A 16,684-nucleotide genomic window follows, 5' to 3' on the forward strand; every position below is an offset into this window, starting at 1 on the left:
GCTATCATTACTATACTACGATTTTTGCAAAAAATCCATTCTTTTATTTGGATAATTTTTGTTTAATTTTATCACTACCCCCCCCCTATACCGTAACCAATTTTACTTAGTCAATCGGATATTCGCAATCCGCTTTCGCTACTTGCTCATAACCAAATAACTGCTTCGCAGTTTATCAGAAGGGGCTTGTACCCCTTCTGATACAAGCAAGTCCCCACCCACTGCTTATTGCTCTTCGCAATTGAAGCAGGGGACTTACTTGATTTGGTTAAACAGAAATCCTACGAAGTGATTTCCTGATAGTACAAAAAATCCAGCTGTTGTACAAATATCCTGTTTCTGTACAGCAGCCGGATTGTCAGATAAATCGCGCCACTGGACACTGCCGCAATTGCCTTTGGATAAATATTTCTGTAACGGAACACAGATTTAATGGTTGCTTCCTTATCCATAATCTGAGCAAAGTTATAGTTGATTTCTTCTTTTGCGGAAATTCCTACAAGAGTGATCGTACCGCCTCTACGTACAATAAACGGTGTCTGAGCAATTGTTACCGGTGAACCGGCTGTTTCAAAGACCACATCTGCTCCACGACCATTTGTAAGTTCTTCAATTTAAGAGTTCCGCCTTAAAGCACTTTCACTTAATCCATTTGAAAATAACGGAAGCTTTATCCGACCATGCCACTATCCTACCGAGGCAGCTGCCGTCGGCGCAGCAATTTACTATCTGATCAATTTATACAAAATTTTGGTCTCTGAAATTGTGTTGTTTTTTCCATAAAATAGAAACATATTTCTATTTTACTTTTTCTGGTTCTCTCCTATAGTTAATTTTATATTACAGGAAAGAATCCTGCCTGCAGGACTTTTCACCTGCGGCGAGTCACTTTAGTAACATACTTTCTCTTCGCCGTAGTGCAATCCTGCCCGGAAACATTTTAATAACAGGACTACTTCTGTTTAGTCTTTAGATTCTCATTACTAGGAGGCACTTTTATGCTAAAAGAAACGTATCACAATCCTCTCCTCCCTGGCTTCTATCCAGATCCTTCTATCTGTCGGGTAGGAGATGATTATTATATGGTTACCTCATCTTTTGTTTATTATCCCGGACTTCCTATTTTCCACAGCAGAGACCTGGTTCATTGGGAACAGATTGGTCATGGTATTCACAGACCAGAACAGCTTGACTACAAAAACTGTGAAACTTCTGAGGGACTCTGGGCGCCAAGCATCCGTTATCACGACGAAACTTATTACATTATTAACACCTTTGTCTCTGCCGGACGCGAAGCAGACCGCGATAACTATATTATCACAGCCAAAGATCCTGCCGGTCCCTGGAGTGATCCGGTCGTTGTAAAAGGAGCCGATGGCATTGATTCCAGCCTGTTCTTTGACGATGACGGTTCCTTATGGTATGTAGGAAACTACATCAGTCCGGACTGTCTTTATGAAGGACATCATGGAATTTATCTGAACGAACTTGATCCGGAAACTTTCCAGTTCAAAGGTCCCCGCTATATTATCTGGGATGGAGTAAAAACACGAAGTAAATGGATTGAGGCACCGCATATTTATAAAAAAGATGGCTGGTACTATCTTCTTGTTGCAGAAGGCGGCACCTTTGTCAACCATAGCGTACAGATGGCACGCTGTCGTACGATTCAGGGCGATTACGAAATCTGTCCAAGAAACCCTATCGTCACTCACAGACATATGCCTCTGTTAAATCCGATTTCCGTAACCGGCCATGCAGATATCGTAGAAACACAGAATAGAGAATGGTGGATGGTTCTTCTGGCAGTCCGTCCTTACGAGGGAGAACACTATAACCTTGGCCGTGAAACTTTTATGGTTCCAATCATCTGGGCCGAAGATGGATGGCCAATGGTAGATAACGAAACCGGGCTTGTCCAGACAGAAGACCGTCTGCCGGATCTGCCCCGAACGATTTATCCTTTAATGCCAGAATCTGATAATTTTGAATGTGAAACGCTGCAGATGCAGTGGAATACCATTCATCCTCCAATAGAACCGATTTATTCCCTGACAGAACGTTTTGGCTATCTGCGCCTGTATACCAGAGAAGAAGTTATGAATGAGATCTGCCTCCCTTCATTTGTCGGACGCAGACAACGACATAAAGTTTTTCTGGCAAGAACAGCTATGGAATTCACTCCGGCAGCCGAAAACGAAGAGGCTGGAATCGCACTGGTACAGGATGACCGTTTTCACTATTTAATGGTATTAACTCAGAAAAACGGAAAATTAGTCCTTCAGGCTTACAAGACTGAAAATGGTATCAAATCTCTGCTTGCAGAAACAGAAGTCAGAGACACAAAACGTATTTACCTCAGTGTACAGGGAAATACTACTGACTACGATTTCTATTACGGACACAACGATCAGGAAATGATTCCTCTTATTCGTGGACTGAAGGCATCTCTGTTAAGTTCTGTTATCAATAATGGATTTACCGGAACTTACATTGGCATGTACACAAGTTCCAACCATCATTCCAGCACAAATCATGCTGACTTTGACTGGTTTAATTATCAGGGTGAATAATTTAATTCTGGCAGAAATAATGAATCCAAGAATAAATATACTTAAAAAATGAAATTATAACATATCAAAAAAAGTCCGGCTTATTGTTATCTCACAATCAAAGCCGGACTTTTCTATTTCTGTTAAAACGCTTTCTTTATCTGTTTTACCAAGGCATCAACATCCTCTGCCTTTACAAGGAATCTTTCAGTTCCATTGATTTCCAGACTGTCATAGATATCATCATAAGTATAATATTTCAGAGTAATTTCCGGAGCTTCTTCGGTATTTCTGTGGAATGTTACAGATAAAACCTCTTCTTTTTCCTCTGCACTCTTTGTCTCTCCGATTTCCGAATCCAGCATTACACTCTGAAGTGCCTGATACAGTTCTGTAAACTTCTCTTTCTTTACGGATTTCTTATTGAATTTATACTTCTCTCCATCGAGCTTCATGGTATATGTTTTCTTACCAACAGTCATATCTGCACTTTCAAGAGTATCAATATTTACCAACGCCGGAATTTTCAGGATCAGATTAAATGGTTTGAGTTCCAGAAGGCTGTTGACAGATTCTTTGGAAAGCAGATAAACTGCATCTTCATATCCTTTTACTGTTGCATAATAATCACCATTCTCATCTGTGTTTCCAATCAAAATAGTTGCTGTCGCATCTGCATCTTCCTTTTCTCTGGCAGTATCATCATTGACTGTATTCACAAAATCCACAGTAAAATATGTCTGTGTATCATCCAGTCCCGTATCTGTATCTGTTGTATCTATGCCATTACTCAGATCAAAATTAACAAGAACGCCAAACATTTCATACATATTTTCAGTATTTACTGTTGCGATTTCATCATACGGATTCGTAATCTCCCAATAATCAAAATCCATCTTATAATCTGCCGGTTCCTGTGCAATTCTGAATACTTCCTGTCCGTCTTTTACAATTGAGAAACTGCGGATTCCATAAGTGGACATTCTCGGATGCTCCACCTGCTTTAATCTGGAATCTTCTGTCACTTCTTCACTGTTTTCTCCGGAATTTTCTTCTGCATCTTTGCCGTTTTCCCCGGAATCTTCTGCCTGATCTGCCCACACAGGGCAGGAACTTACTGCAGTGCCGGCTGCACCGGCAGTAAACATGGCTGTCATTCCAAGTAGTAATATTTTTTTTATTCTGTTTTTCATGTCTTTCTTCCTCCTGCCCATATATATGGTATTGGTAACTGTTATCAAGCAGATATCCGTAATTATAGAAAAGAGCTTGTCTGATTCGGTAAACTTAAAGTGTAACCTCAACTTCCATCGGCTGATGTCCTGTCAGTTCTGTACTTCTGGCATCCGGCTGCGATACTCCGGCAAATAATTTAAAACGTTCGCCTGCGATATAGCGGTTTCCTTCTTCGTCAACCACATTCATCGCTTTATTTGAAACGGTAAGTTCTACTGTTTTTTCCTCTCCTGCCTTCAGAGAAACTCTCTTAAATGCACACAGGCTGTAATTGCGCACTGCAAGCGGAGAATCCAAATCTTTAATGTAAATCTGTATAACATCATCCGTATCGATAATTCCGGCATTTTTTACGGTTACTTTTAATCTGATATCTGAATCTTTGGATACTTCATTCGTTACTTTTGCCTCTTTCACATAAGTATCACTGTAAGTAAGTCCATATCCAAATGGATAAAGTGCTTCTTTTTCCATATAACGATAAGTTCTGTTCTTCATAGAATAATCTGTAAATTCCGGCATTCCTTCCAGATCTTTATAGAAAGTAATCGGAAGTTTTCCGGATGGAGACTCTTTTCCAAACAGCAGGTCTGCTACTGCACGTCCACCTCTTGCACCCGGATACCATGCCAGAAGGATTCCATTACAGTTCTCCTGTGCATAATTCAGGTCAATTGAACTTCCTGCCATAAGAACCACAATGGTAGGTTTACCTACAGCAGTCACTTTCTCGATCAGTTCTTCCTGTACTTTCGGAAGATGAAGATCCATCTTATCACCAGACGCATCACTATTTCCGGTATCGCCTTCTTCTCCTTCCAGTGTTTCATCAAGTCCCACGCAAAGCACTACCACATCACTGTTTTCTGCAGTGATAACAGCTTCTGAGATACGATCCTGATCCCACGCAAGATTCTCTACTTTCTCTTTATATAAGTCGCATCCCTGTGAGTAAAGGATTCTCACATCCTCACCTGCTTCCGCGCGGATTCCTTCCAGAACTGTTATATACTCCGAAGATGTTCCATGATAGTTTCCAATCAGTGCCGCACGGCTGTCTGCATTCGGCCCGATCACACCAATCGTATTTACTTTTGTTTTGTCGATTGGCAGAACACCGTCATTTTTCAGAAGAACACAGCTCTTTCTTGCCATTTTCAGAGCTTCTTCTATATGTTCTTTACATTCTACAACACTGTAAGGTATTTTATCATACTCACTTCCGTCAAACAATCCAAGAAGATATCTGGTTGTCAAAAGTCTTACTGCGGATTCTGTGATTTTTTCCTCTGTCACAAGACCATCCTGATAAGCCCCCATCATGTAAAGATATGTATTTCCACAGTTTAAATCACATCCTGCATTTAATGCCATGGCTGCTGACTGTCTTGCAGTAGAAGTCACCATATGATGTTCATGGAAATCACGGATTGCCCAACAGTCAGATGTATAATGTCCTTCAAATTTCCATTTTCCTCTCAGCACATCCTGCATCAGATATTTATGTGCACAACATGGTTCTCCATTTGTACGGTTGTATGCTCCCATTACCGCTTCCACATCCGCTTCTGTCACCAATGCTTCAAAAGCTGGAAGATACGTTTCCCACATATCTTTCATGCTCACTTCAGCATCAAATTCATGTCTGAGAGATTCCGGTCCACTATGTACAGCAAAATGTTTCGCGCATGCTGCTGCTTTCATAACCGGTCCATCACCCTGGATTCCTTCTACAAATTTCACACCAAGTCTTGAAGTCAGATATGGATCTTCTCCATAAGTTTCATGTCCTCTGCCCCATCTCGGATCTCTGAAAATATTTACATTCGGTGACCAGAAAGTAAGACCTTTATAAATATCTCTGTCCTCTTTTGCAGAATAAGCATTGTATTTAGCTCTTCCTTCTGTGGCAATGATATCTCCTACCCTTTTCATTTCCTCATCATCAAATACTGCCGCCATTGCAATTGCCTGCGGAAACATTGTTGCCACCCCGGCTCTTGCCACTCCATGCAGTGCTTCATTCCAGTAATTATATGCCGGAACTCCCAGGCGTTTTACCGGAGCCGCATCATATTTTAACTGAGATGCTTTCTCCAGAATTGTCATCTGTGATACCAGTTTTTCTGCTTTTTTTCTTGCCTCTGCTCTTTCTTTCCTGTGGTCTTTCATTTCAAGATCCTCCTGTTTTATATTATTTCTGCATTTCTTCCCTATATTTCGTCGGTGACTTTCCGGTGTGCTTCTTAAATGCCAGCGAAAAATAGTTCGTATCCCGATATCCTACCATCATTGCGATTTTCCCTGTTTTTATACTGGTTGTTTCCAGCAGGCTGCGTGCTTTCTCAATTCTCTTTCTGACGATATATTCATTACATCCTTCTCCTGTAATCCGTTTAAAAAGTCTGGAAAAATAATTAGGTGTAATGTAGAGATTGGTTGCTATGCTGGAAACAGAGATATCCTCTGCAAGATGTTCATCTATATAATGTTTGGCGTTAGAAATAATGTAATGTACATTTTCCTCCTCATTTCCAGGAATCTGGTCAATGAACATTCTGGTAATCTCACAGGCCTCTTCCCTTCCTACAGATGCCAGGCTTTTAGAAAGTGCGTCCAGTTTTCCATCTGACATCTCTCCAGAATCTTCCATATATGCAAAACTCAGGGAAGATGCAATCTCAAAACAGCATCTTCTCACAATCGTCGGTGAAAGATTATAAGATTCTGTCGCCTTGCTAAACGTGTTAAATGCCTTCATCACTAATGCAGTATTTCCTATATTGGAAATCATAATATTTCTCAGTTCAGAATAAATATCCCAGAACATTTTCTTCTTATTCTGTGCACCCATTGTCTGTATGATATCCTGAATGTTTTCCCTCTCATGCTCCAGAAGATATCTGGCATCATTATAGGAAATCACAAGATTTTCAAATCCCTGAACGGTGCTTCCTACCGTAATTTTCGGCTTACATTCAAATTCATCTTTCAGAACATCAGACAGTTCTTCTGTCTTTTCGAGAACGCTATCTCCATCATCTTTTTCAAAACAGACAATTGCGATCGTACCATCTTCATCGGTAAATGTAATTCCCATATTTCTGGAATCTATCATACTCATACAGACATTCTTTACCGACATAGCACGAAATTTTCCGTCATCTCTGCTTTCCGCATACATTCCCTGTTCCAGAAGAATCAGACTCATCTTCTGTTTAATGTCAAACCGAAAATCCTTCTGAAGAATATAAAGCTGCATCTCTTTATTATTTTTCTCATGAACCAGATTTCTCATGCATTGTTCCAGACGCATCTGTGCCACAGATCCCTGAGAGCGCCATAATCTAGCCTGCTCTTTTTCATCATCCTCCAGCTTTTTAATTTCTTTGAGCTGTTTTTCTATCGCATCGGAAAGGTCATCTTCATCAATGGGTTTCAAAAAGAAATCCTGTACCTGAAGACGCAGACTCTGCCTTGCATATTCAAAATTGTCAAATCCGGTAAGTACGATCACTCGCAGTTCCGGCACAACTTCCCTTGCCGCTTTGATGAGCTCCAGACCTGTCATCTCTGTCATTTGAATGTCCGTCACCATAATCTGTGGTTCTTCTTTTTTCAGAATTTCCAGCGCTTCATTTCCAGACGCTGCCGTAAATACCTCATCAATTCCAATCTTCATCCAATCTATGGCATTTTTCATACCCATACGGATCATTTTTTCATCATCAACAATTAATATCTTATACACACGTCCGCCCGCCTCCCGGAGTATTTTTCTTCATTTCTGTCTGAAATGGAAGATGAATCACTACAGTTACACCACCAGACTCATTTTTCCGGTAATTCAATCCATACCCTTCTCCAAAGAGAAGTTCGATTCGTTTATTTACATTCCTCACTCCATATCCAAAAGAATCTTCATATCGGGAGAGCTGTTCATTCATCTCATCAATTTCTTTCTGGCTCATTCCCGTTCCTGTATCAGATACAGTGATTACCACTTCATCCTCAACTTTCATAGCTGTCAGATACAAAGTGCCTCTTTTTCCCTCTTTTACTTTCATTCCATGATAAATGGAATTTTCAACCAATGGCTGTAAAGTCAGCTTCGGTATCAGACTCTCTTCCACCTGCGGTTCAATTACGATTTCACTTCCGATAATGTTGTCATATCTCATATTCTGAATGATCATATAATTTCTGATATGCTCTACTTCTTCTCTAAGCGAAATCACATCATGCCCGTTGCTGAGGCAGATTCTGTAATATTTTGCCAGTGCTTTTACCATCGTGGAAATTTCCTTGTTTCCCTCGGCAATTGCCTGCCAGTGAATACATTCCAGCGTATTATAAAGAAAATGCGGCTGAATCTGAGACTGAAGGGCATTAAAACGAATCTGCTCTAACTGATGCTGTTCCAGTTTTACCTGCTCCATCAGCACCTCGATTTCGTCCATCATAGAGTTAAATCCCACCGCAAGCTTCGTAAAATCTTCTCCCATATTTTCTACATTGATTCGTGTTCGTAAAGATCCTGTTGCAACGTGATCCATTTTTGATACTACCTTATCCAAAGGCCGATACATCCTTCTGATCAGAACCTTTGTAATAAAGCTTGCAACTGTCAGAACCACCACAAGTACCAGAATAACTACAATTAATGTTCGTAATGCCGATTCAAATAATTTATAACTGGATACAGAACTGACGACATAATAATTCCATCCTTTGATTTTCTGGCATACATACATATTTCCACTCTCTGAAAAAGTCTGTATTCCATTTTCCATATCATCTATGTAATTTACATATCGTCCTGTCTTCTCTTTATCCTCAGACAGTAAAATCATCCCGTCAGTGTCAACAACTATCGTTTCTGCTGATGAATCACCTGTAGCCAGCATTCTCTGCACAGCCGGATCATCAAAATTCATACACAAAAGTCCTTTTTCGCCGGACACTTTACTACAGTCATACAACGGATAATATATACTTAACGTATATCTGTTTCCTTTATAATAATCATTATTATAGGAAACCTTCAATGTTCCTTTCTGCGCATATTTGCCTCTTATATATGCCTGAGGATATACCTCTTCGAACTGTGTAACTGACAGCGTGCCTTTGCCTCTATAGTAATAGTTTTCATAATCTTTACTGACAACTGCTGCAAAATTCATGCTTTCATACATGTTATTCAGATTTTCAAGCTTACTGTAAATCGCATTAATGTCTGCTGTTTTCAGATTATCATGTTCCACCTGCCTGCAATAATTCTGAACAGAATCATCCATAATTGTTCCCAGCACAAGCTCTTTATACGAATTCATAGAATCCCGAAATGACTCTGAAACTGTATTATTCTGCATTTGCAGCAATTCTACCGACTGTTCTTTCATAGCTGCCACAAAAAAAGCTCAGAGAAACACCTGCAACCGTCAGCGCTACAAGAAGAATACTGACGGTTTCAAATAGGCGAAGCTTTTTATCAAACTTCCAGTGTTTGAATTTTGTTATCCATTTTTTCATGTTGTTTTTCCTTATCTGTCACATATTTTTTATATACATGAAGTTGGGGCCAAAAATTTTTTGTCCCCAACCTGATTGATTTCTATATTGAATATGGAATTTTCTTATTCGGATGTTATGATGTTATCTATCATATCACATTCATTATTCACCAGCAAATAAGTACAACAAATGTTCCGGATAATATCAACCCTTTACAGCACCTGCTGTCATACCTTTTACCAGCTTATCCTGGAATACGATAAACATGATAACCATCGGCAACAATGTCAGAGTAAGAACTGCCATGATCATTGGTGTATTCATGGAATACTGTCCCTGGAATTCCCAGATTGCCAGTGGAAGGGTACGGTTCTGTGCTGACTGTGTCAGTGTGTTTGCAAAAGAAAACTCATTCCACATATTTACGCCGTTGTAAATAGCAAGTGTTGCCATACCTGGTTTGGACAGAGGCAGGATCATGGAAAAGAACATCTGGATTTTTCCACATCCGTCAATTTCTGCTGATTCTTCGATTTCCCTCGGAATCTCTTTCATAAAGCTTGTCAGGATAAACACAGAAATCGGAACTGCAAATGCAATGTATGGTCCGATCAGTGACCAAATCGTATCGTAAAGTCCGGTTGACTTCGACATTTTGAATACCGGAATCAATGTAATATGTACCGGAATTGACATACATGCTACGATGATCGCATAAATCGGCTGTGCCATTTTAAATTTAAATCTTGCCAGCGGATAAGATGCACAGGCAGAGATAAATAATAACAGAATCAGGGAAATAGCAAGAACGATAACACTGTTCTTAAAATAGTTTCCGAATCCACCCGTCAGTACTTCTGTATAGTTTGACCAGTTTAATTTATCCGGGAGCTGAAATACACCTTTTGTAAGCATTTCAAACTTTTCTTTAAAAGAGTTCAGTACCATGAATACAAAAGGCATAAATGATACAATTGCTGCTCCGATAGCCAGGATAAAGGCAACAGTCCAGGCTATGATACTTTTTCTTTTACTTTTCTTATAGCTGTCCATTCCTTAATCCTCCTGTTTTCCGTTTACAAGTTTCATTGTGATCATAGATACCATTGTGATCAGGATAAACATACCACCTGCAATGGCTGAACCATAACCCATGTTAAAGTTCTTGAATGACTCTTTGTACATGTAAGTTGCCATCAGCTCTGTTGATGTACCAGGACCACCGCCTGTCATTACATAGATTAAATCGAAGTATTTCAGAGATCCTACCATAGAAAGGATTGCTGCACTCTTGATAGACGGAACAAGAAGCGGAAGTGCAATCTTCCAGAAATACTGTCCTCTTGTAGCACCATCAATTCTGGCTGCCTCAAATACATCATATGGAATATTTGTATAACCAGCCATAAAGTAAACCATATAAAATGGAGTGAACTGCCATGCAATGATCAGGATAACTGTGATCAGTGCCAGCTTCGGATTTCCCAGAAGGTCAATGTTGCCACCGCCAAACCAGCCTGAAATCGTACTTACGATACCACCGTTTGTTGCAAGTGCGTAGGTAAAAAGGAAACCGATTGCAACAGATGACATCAGCATTGGAATAAACCAGATAACTTTAAAGACAGTCAATTTCTTACCACCAAAGTCAAGAAATGTTGCCATTGCAAGACCTAAAGGAATCTGAATTACAATGGATAAGATCATAATGATTACATTATTCTTAAATGCAATCCAGAATTTCGTGTCTTTGATCAGTTTCGCCCAGTTTGCAAATCCAACCATTTTTTTATCTGCTGAAATACCATTCCACTGGTATCCACTGGTGATAAATGTATCTACGATTGGATATGCAATAAATACTATTAATAAAATGATGACCGGTGCCAGGAAAAGTGCTGCTGTCTGGCGTGTTTTTCTCTGTCTTAACTGCAACAGAGACATTCCCTTTTCATTCATTTTTTTCTGCCTCCCTTTTATTTATTACTTTTTGTTATTTTCATCTGACCTGAAATATTTACGGACTGCAAAAATCTGTAATCCTGTATATGCCAGAGTATGTTTGAAAAATACTTTCGGAATATGTTCAGATATATTGATATGACTTTTTGATATACTTTCCTGACATGCTGCTTGACATGTTATAAAATCAGATTTCATCACACATCTTACTTATCGTTAATATAAATAAAATGTAGCTCTCCGCTGCCTAAAAAATGTTTGAAACCCAATTTATAATTTAATTGAAATAATTTTTCAAGCACACTCTTTGTGCTTACATATTTTCAAGATAAAGGGATCCGCACTTTTTACTGTGCAGACCCCTTCTGCTATTGCCTTACTCAGGTCAAAATGAACGCCTGCTTTACAAATTATTCAGCATCTTCTGCTGCATCATCTGCTGTTTCTTCTGTTGTATCGTCTGCTGCAGAATCAGATTTTGTGCTTAAGTATTCGTCCATTGCTGCCTGCATTTCTTCCTGTGCTTCCTGAGGAGTCTTTGTCAGACCAAATACTTCCTGAAGTCCATCCAGATGTGCAGATGCAACAGATGTTGGCAGATACTGGTCGTACCACAGCTGAATAGAAGATGCTTCCTGAGCTGCGTCAAAGATTTCTTTTACAACCGGATCTGTGATGTGATCGCCTGCATCTTTTACAGGAACGATCTTGTTGTTGGAATATGTGATATCAGTAACTTCATCTGATAAGTGATCTGCTGCACATTCAAATGCTGCTGCAAGCTTGTCGCCTTCACAGTTGAAGGAAATGAACTGGTCACCTACAGTACCGATCTGGATTGTAGAGTCTGCATCGGAGCCATCAATTGCCGGGAATGGGAACCAGCCGATTTTCTGATAGAACTCTTCGCTGTCAGACTGGAATGTTCCTGTATACCAGGAGCCGCAAAGAAGCATACCTGCTGTTTCCTGATACATTAACTGTTTAGCCTGTCCATCATCTTCACTTAAGGAGTTTACGCCATCCGGGAAGTATCCGTTGTTAACCCACTCCTGAATCTTCTCGCCAGCTTTGATGAAGCAGTCATCTGTAAATTTGCCAGTTCCTGCAACTGCATTCTGGAACGGTTCAAGTCCGCCGTAACGAGCTGCCAGAGACATGAAGTACATAGATCCTGTCCATTTAGATCCATTAGCAAGTGCAAATGGTGTAATTCCGTTCTCTTTTAATGTTGCACAGATATTTTCCAGATCTGCCAATGTCTTTGGTTCTTCCAGACCATATTTATCAAACATTTCTTTGTTATAGAAGATACCTGCCAGAGATACATTCAGATATGGGATTGCATATACATGTCCGTTATAACTTCCCTGTTCAATTGCTGCATCCAGAAGTTTGTCTTTAAGATCAGACTGATCCAGAAGATCATCGATTGGCTGTGCAAATCCGGAATCAATGTATTCATACATTGGACCACCTGACCAGCTTGAGTACATATCAGGACACTCACCTGAGCTCATGGCAATAACCAGTTTCTCTTTGTATGTATCGTTCTGGATGGAAACCTGGTTTACGGTGTAACCTGACTCTGTCTCTTTGTTGAACTTATCTACTGCTGCGGTAACAATATCTTTGTCCGGGCTTTCTACCGCGATATTCCAGTAAGTAATTTCTTTGTCGTCAGCTGCAAATGCAGTTGTCTGAGCTGCCATAGGTACCACCATAGCTGCTGTCATGGCAAGTGCCATAATCTTGTACATTCTTTTCTTCATTTCTTTTTTCCTCCTTTTTTGTTCACTTTGTATATTTAAGTGTATTTATCATAGCATCCCCCTCGCACAATGCCCATAAAATAATCTGTCTAAAATCTATAAATTTCTGTCTTTCCTTTTTTCGCGTGAAGGAAATTATAGATACTGTGCAAAAAATTATAGATATTATAAATTTATACCCATACAAGGATACTGTTATCTCTGCTAAATTTCTCATAATCTTCATTTTCAAGTGCGATGATTCTGTCCAGATATTTTCCGCGTTACTGTTCTACTCTTATTATTTCTTTGACTATTTCCCCATTATCTGTTTTAATTAAGATATAATGATACCAAAGGCAAAGCTTTACCTTTAACATCATGCAAATGAGTCAATCGGATATTCGCAATCCGCTTCCGCTACGTGGCTCTACACCGAATAACTGCCTCGCAGTTTATCAGGAGGGGCTTGTACCCCTCCTGATACAAGCAAGTCCCCACCCACTGCTTATTGCTCTTCGCAATTGAAGCAGGGGACTTACTTGATTCGGTTAAATCCATTATCAATTTTTCTAAATTTCAGGAGGCATAACATACATTATGAGAAATTTCGAATATTATACACCAACCCGTGTCATCTTTGGCAAAGATACCCACCTTCAGGCAGGTTCTCTGCTGAAAGAATATGGGGCAAAAAAAGTGCTGATTCATTTCGGTGGACAGAGTGCTGTCCGTTCCGGACTTATCGATGAGCTGAAAGCCAATCTCGAAGAAGCCGGACTTGAATACGTCACTCTGGGAGGCGTTGTTCCAAATCCTCACCTTTCCAAGGTCCGCGAGGGAATCGAATTATGTAAAAAAGAAAATGTAGACTTTATTCTTGCCGTCGGTGGTGGAAGTGTAATCGACTCCTCCAAAGCCATCGGCTACGGTGTCGCAAATCCAGAAACAGACGTCTGGGATTTCTGTCTGAAAAAAGCAACCCCAACCGCCTGTCTCCCTATCGGTGTAGTCCTTACCATTGCAGCCTCCGGAAGCGAGATGAGCAGTTCCAGTGTCATTACAAATGAAGAAACAAAAGAAAAAAGAGGCTGTGCAAAAACAGATTACTGCAGACCGAAATTCGCCATCCTGAACCCGCGCCTCACCTACACTCTCCCGCAGTATCAAACTGAAAGTGGCTGTGTAGACATCCTTATGCACACCATGGAACGCTATTTCGTAAACATTGAAACCATGGAAATCACTGACAGTATCAGCGAATCCCTGATGCAGACTGTCATTTACAACGCCCGTATCCTCATGAAAGAACCAGACAACTACAGCGCCAGAGCCGAAATCATGTGGGCCGGAAGCCTCTCTCACAACGGCCTCACAGGATGTGGAACCGGCGGTGGTGACTGGGCATGCCACCAGTTGGAACATGAACTCGGCGGAGTCTATGATGTCACTCACGGCGCAGGCCTCGCAGCCATCTGGGGAAGCTGGGCACGCTACGTCTACGAAGTAAACCCGGAACGCTTCGCCCAATTCGCAACAAACGTATTCGATATCCCCTGCGGAACAGATTTCAAAGAAACCGCCCTCGCCGGAATCGAAGCAATGGAAAACTTCTTCCGCTCCGTAGAAATGCCAACCAGCCTCCACGAACTCGGCCTCGACCTGACCGACCAGGAAATCCACGACCTCGCCTTCAAATGCAGCTTCGAAGACACCCGCACCATCGGTGTATTCAAACAACTCAACATGAAAGACATGGAAAAAATTTATCAGATGGCAAGGTAATGCTTCCTTTCCATCTGGCATCAGTCCATTTTAAGGCAGGAAATTTCTACACTTTTCCAATTACCAGCTGCGAAAAATAGATGTTTTCTGACACATCTATTTTTCGCAGCGTCCCTTTTTAAATAGAAACTTTATTATCTCTTTTTTCGCAAAAAGCGAAAATTTTGCTTGCATTCAAACAATCTATATGATATTATAAACCCCGTGATAAACAATAAATCACAAACCAAATGCCCAGATAGCTCAGTTGGTAGAGCAGAGGACTGAAAATCCTCGTGTCGCTGGTTCGATTCCGGCTCTGGGCATTTTTTTATTACATTTTTTACTCACTGCTGGTTAGAAAAAGCCTGGGCATCTTTTTATTACATTTTTTAGATTTTTTATTTCCCTTTTCATATTGTCTTCTACAAATTTCAGAGGTATAATTTTCTAAGACTATCATGAAATTTTGTATCAATATCATCATTTTCCCAATATTAATACAACATTTTATTGAAGCAATTTAACATAAGAAAGGAACCAGACTCATGAGTGACTTTAAACTCGAGACTAAATGTCTCCATTCCGGTTACACTCCATCCAAGGGTGAACCATGCGCACTCCCGGTTTATCAGAGTACCACTTACAAATATGATACCACTGATGAAATGGGACAGCTTTTTGACCTGAAGGCAGAAGGATATTTCTACACCCGTCTTCAGAATCCGACTAACGATGCCGTAGCTGCAAAAATCGCTGATCTGGAGGGTGGTGTTGCCGCAATCCTTACCTCTTCCGGACAGGCTGCTAATTTCTATGCGGTCTTTAATATCTGCGAAGCAGGTGATCATGTCGTAGCTGCTTCCACTATTTACGGAGGAACATTCAATCTTCTTGCCGTTACTTTCAAAAAGCTCGGCATTGACTGCACTTTCGTTGATACAGATGCAAGTGCTGAGGAAATTGCTGCTGCTTTCCGCCCTAACACCAAAGTACTTTTCGCAGAAACAATCGCAAATCCTGCTCTGGTTATTCTGGATATCGAGAAATTCGCAAAGGTTGCTCACGAGCATGAAGTTCCGCTTATCGTAGACAACACCTTCGCTACTCCTGTTAACTGTCGTCCTTTTGAATGGGGTGCAGATATCGTTACTCATTCCACCACCAAATATATGGACGGACATGCTGTACAAGTTGGCGGAGCTATCGTTGACAGCGGCAACTTTGACTGGGATGCTTATGGACATAAATATCATGGTCTGACAGAACCAGATGAATCTTATCATGGCGTAATCTACACGAAACAGTTTGGAAAAAAAGCGTATATCACAAAGGCAACCTCTCAGCTGATGCGTGACCTTGGCTCTATTCCATCTCCGACAAACTGTTTCCTTCTGAACCTTGGACTGGAAACATTGCCACTTCGCGTAGAACGTCACTGCTATAATGCACAGAAAATCGCAGAATTTCTGAATGCCCACGAGAAAGTCTCTCACGTAAACTATGCAGGGCTTCCGGATGACAAATATTATCCACTGGCTCAGAAATACATGAACGGAGGCAGAACCTGCGGTGTTATTTCCTTTGAATTAACAGGTGGCAGAGAAGCAGCCGTCCGTTTTATGGACAGTCTGAAACTTGCTACTATCGCTACTCATGTAGCGGCATCTAAGACTATGATTCTTCATCCGGCAAGCCACACGCATCGTCAGATGAATGATGAACAGCTTGCAGAAGCCGGAGTATCACCGGGAATGATCCGTCTCTCCGTTGGTATCGAAAACGCAGATGATATTATTGCTGACATCGAACAGGCACTTCAGAACGCATAAAATATAGAACTTTCTCGTAACTATAAAGGCACTGAACAGTTACGCTTTCTCTATGAAATCATAAAAAAGTCCA

General features: G+C 40.6%; 12 protein-coding genes and 1 tRNA gene. 4 read left to right on the top strand and 9 right to left on the bottom strand.

What is annotated here, in order from left to right; genetic code table 11:
* Nucleotides 1-281: 281 nt before the first annotated feature.
* Nucleotides 282-614, bottom strand: a complete 333-nt coding sequence (locus tag AC058W_RS16205) for a zinc-binding dehydrogenase (RefSeq protein ID WP_479390333.1) — start codon at nucleotides 612-614, stop codon at nucleotides 282-284.
* A gap of 384 nt (nucleotides 615-998) precedes the next feature.
* Here AC058W_RS16205 and AC058W_RS16210 point away from each other — a divergent pair, with 384 nt between their 5' ends.
* Nucleotides 999-2,573, top strand: coding sequence for a glycoside hydrolase family 43 protein (locus AC058W_RS16210; RefSeq protein ID WP_479390326.1), 1,575 nt, complete (start codon nucleotides 999-1,001; stop codon nucleotides 2,571-2,573).
* Nucleotides 2,574-2,695: 122 nt separating this feature from the next.
* Here the strand turns inward: AC058W_RS16210 and AC058W_RS16215 are convergent, their stop codons facing one another.
* The 8 genes from AC058W_RS16215 to AC058W_RS16250 all read right to left on the bottom strand — a co-directional run bounded on the left by AC058W_RS16215 (nucleotide 2,696) and on the right by AC058W_RS16250 (nucleotide 13,036).
* Nucleotides 2,696-3,745, bottom strand: coding sequence for a hypothetical protein (locus AC058W_RS16215; protein ID WP_479390327.1), 1,050 nt, complete (start codon nucleotides 3,743-3,745; stop codon nucleotides 2,696-2,698).
* A 94-nt stretch (nucleotides 3,746-3,839) separates the two neighbouring features.
* Nucleotides 3,840-5,960, bottom strand: coding sequence for a glycoside hydrolase family 3 C-terminal domain-containing protein (locus AC058W_RS16220; protein ID WP_119245094.1), 2,121 nt, complete (start codon nucleotides 5,958-5,960; stop codon nucleotides 3,840-3,842).
* A 22-nt stretch (nucleotides 5,961-5,982) separates the two neighbouring features.
* Nucleotides 5,983-7,539: a response regulator transcription factor gene (locus tag AC058W_RS16225; RefSeq protein ID WP_118516606.1), complete on the bottom strand. Its 1,557-nt coding sequence runs from the start codon at nucleotides 7,537-7,539 to the stop codon at nucleotides 5,983-5,985.
* Nucleotides 7,532-9,121, bottom strand: coding sequence for a sensor histidine kinase (locus AC058W_RS16230; protein ID WP_479390328.1), 1,590 nt, complete (start codon nucleotides 9,119-9,121; stop codon nucleotides 7,532-7,534). The genes AC058W_RS16225 and AC058W_RS16230 overlap by 8 nt, the downstream gene beginning before the upstream one ends.
* A gap of 28 nt (nucleotides 9,122-9,149) precedes the next feature.
* On the bottom strand, nucleotides 9,150-9,320 hold the full coding sequence (locus AC058W_RS16235) for a hypothetical protein (protein ID WP_479390329.1): 171 nt from the start codon (nucleotides 9,318-9,320) through the stop codon (nucleotides 9,150-9,152).
* A 186-nt stretch (nucleotides 9,321-9,506) separates the two neighbouring features.
* Nucleotides 9,507-10,355: a carbohydrate ABC transporter permease gene (locus AC058W_RS16240; protein ID WP_118410898.1), complete on the bottom strand. Its 849-nt coding sequence runs from the start codon at nucleotides 10,353-10,355 to the stop codon at nucleotides 9,507-9,509.
* 3 nt (nucleotides 10,356-10,358) lie between these two features.
* The gene (locus tag AC058W_RS16245; protein WP_117675836.1) at nucleotides 10,359-11,261 is read right to left on the bottom strand and encodes a carbohydrate ABC transporter permease; all 903 of its coding nucleotides are present in this window, start codon (nucleotides 11,259-11,261) and stop codon (nucleotides 10,359-10,361) included.
* Between the two features lie 413 nt (nucleotides 11,262-11,674).
* A complete protein-coding gene (locus tag AC058W_RS16250) occupies nucleotides 11,675-13,036 on the bottom strand; it encodes an extracellular solute-binding protein (RefSeq protein ID WP_479390330.1) in 1,362 nt (453 codons plus the stop codon).
* A 579-nt stretch (nucleotides 13,037-13,615) separates the two neighbouring features.
* Here AC058W_RS16250 and AC058W_RS16255 point away from each other — a divergent pair.
* The 3 genes from AC058W_RS16255 (at nucleotide 13,616) to AC058W_RS16265 (ending at nucleotide 16,611) form a co-directional block, all read left to right on the top strand.
* Nucleotides 13,616-14,800, top strand: coding sequence for an iron-containing alcohol dehydrogenase (locus AC058W_RS16255; protein WP_117675834.1), 1,185 nt, complete (start codon nucleotides 13,616-13,618; stop codon nucleotides 14,798-14,800).
* A gap of 232 nt (nucleotides 14,801-15,032) precedes the next feature.
* Nucleotides 15,033-15,105 (top strand) — tRNA-Phe (locus tag AC058W_RS16260).
* 222 nt (nucleotides 15,106-15,327) lie between these two features.
* Nucleotides 15,328-16,611 (top strand): O-acetylhomoserine aminocarboxypropyltransferase/cysteine synthase family protein, encoded by a 1,284-nt coding sequence (locus AC058W_RS16265; RefSeq protein ID WP_117675832.1) that lies wholly within the window; start codon nucleotides 15,328-15,330, stop codon nucleotides 16,609-16,611.
* The last annotated feature ends 73 nt before the right edge of the window (nucleotides 16,612-16,684 follow it).

The sequence above is a fragment of the Blautia sp. CGZ-1-C1 genome (assembly GCF_056504575.1).

Excerpts from the sequence above, each read along its gene's own strand:
- AC058W_RS16210 (WP_479390326.1), top strand. The coding sequence starts at position 999 with ATGCTAAAAGAAACGTATCACAATCCTCTCCTCCCTGGCTTCTATCCA.
- AC058W_RS16215 (WP_479390327.1), bottom strand. The coding sequence starts at position 3,745 with ATGAAAAACAGAATAAAAAAAATATTACTACTTGGAATGACAGCCATG.
- AC058W_RS16220 (WP_119245094.1), bottom strand. The coding sequence starts at position 5,960 with ATGAAAGACCACAGGAAAGAAAGAGCAGAGGCAAGAAAAAAAGCAGAA.
- AC058W_RS16230 (WP_479390328.1), bottom strand. The coding sequence starts at position 9,121 with ATGAATTCGTATAAAGAGCTTGTGCTGGGAACAATTATGGATGATTCT.
- AC058W_RS16235 (WP_479390329.1), bottom strand. The coding sequence starts at position 9,320 with ATGAAAAAATGGATAACAAAATTCAAACACTGGAAGTTTGATAAAAAG.
- AC058W_RS16240 (WP_118410898.1), bottom strand. The coding sequence starts at position 10,355 with ATGGACAGCTATAAGAAAAGTAAAAGAAAAAGTATCATAGCCTGGACT.
- AC058W_RS16245 (WP_117675836.1), bottom strand. The coding sequence starts at position 11,261 with ATGAATGAAAAGGGAATGTCTCTGTTGCAGTTAAGACAGAGAAAAACA.
- AC058W_RS16250 (WP_479390330.1), bottom strand. The coding sequence starts at position 13,036 with ATGAAGAAAAGAATGTACAAGATTATGGCACTTGCCATGACAGCAGCT.
- AC058W_RS16255 (WP_117675834.1), top strand. The coding sequence starts at position 13,616 with ATGAGAAATTTCGAATATTATACACCAACCCGTGTCATCTTTGGCAAA.
- AC058W_RS16265 (WP_117675832.1), top strand. The coding sequence starts at position 15,328 with ATGAGTGACTTTAAACTCGAGACTAAATGTCTCCATTCCGGTTACACT.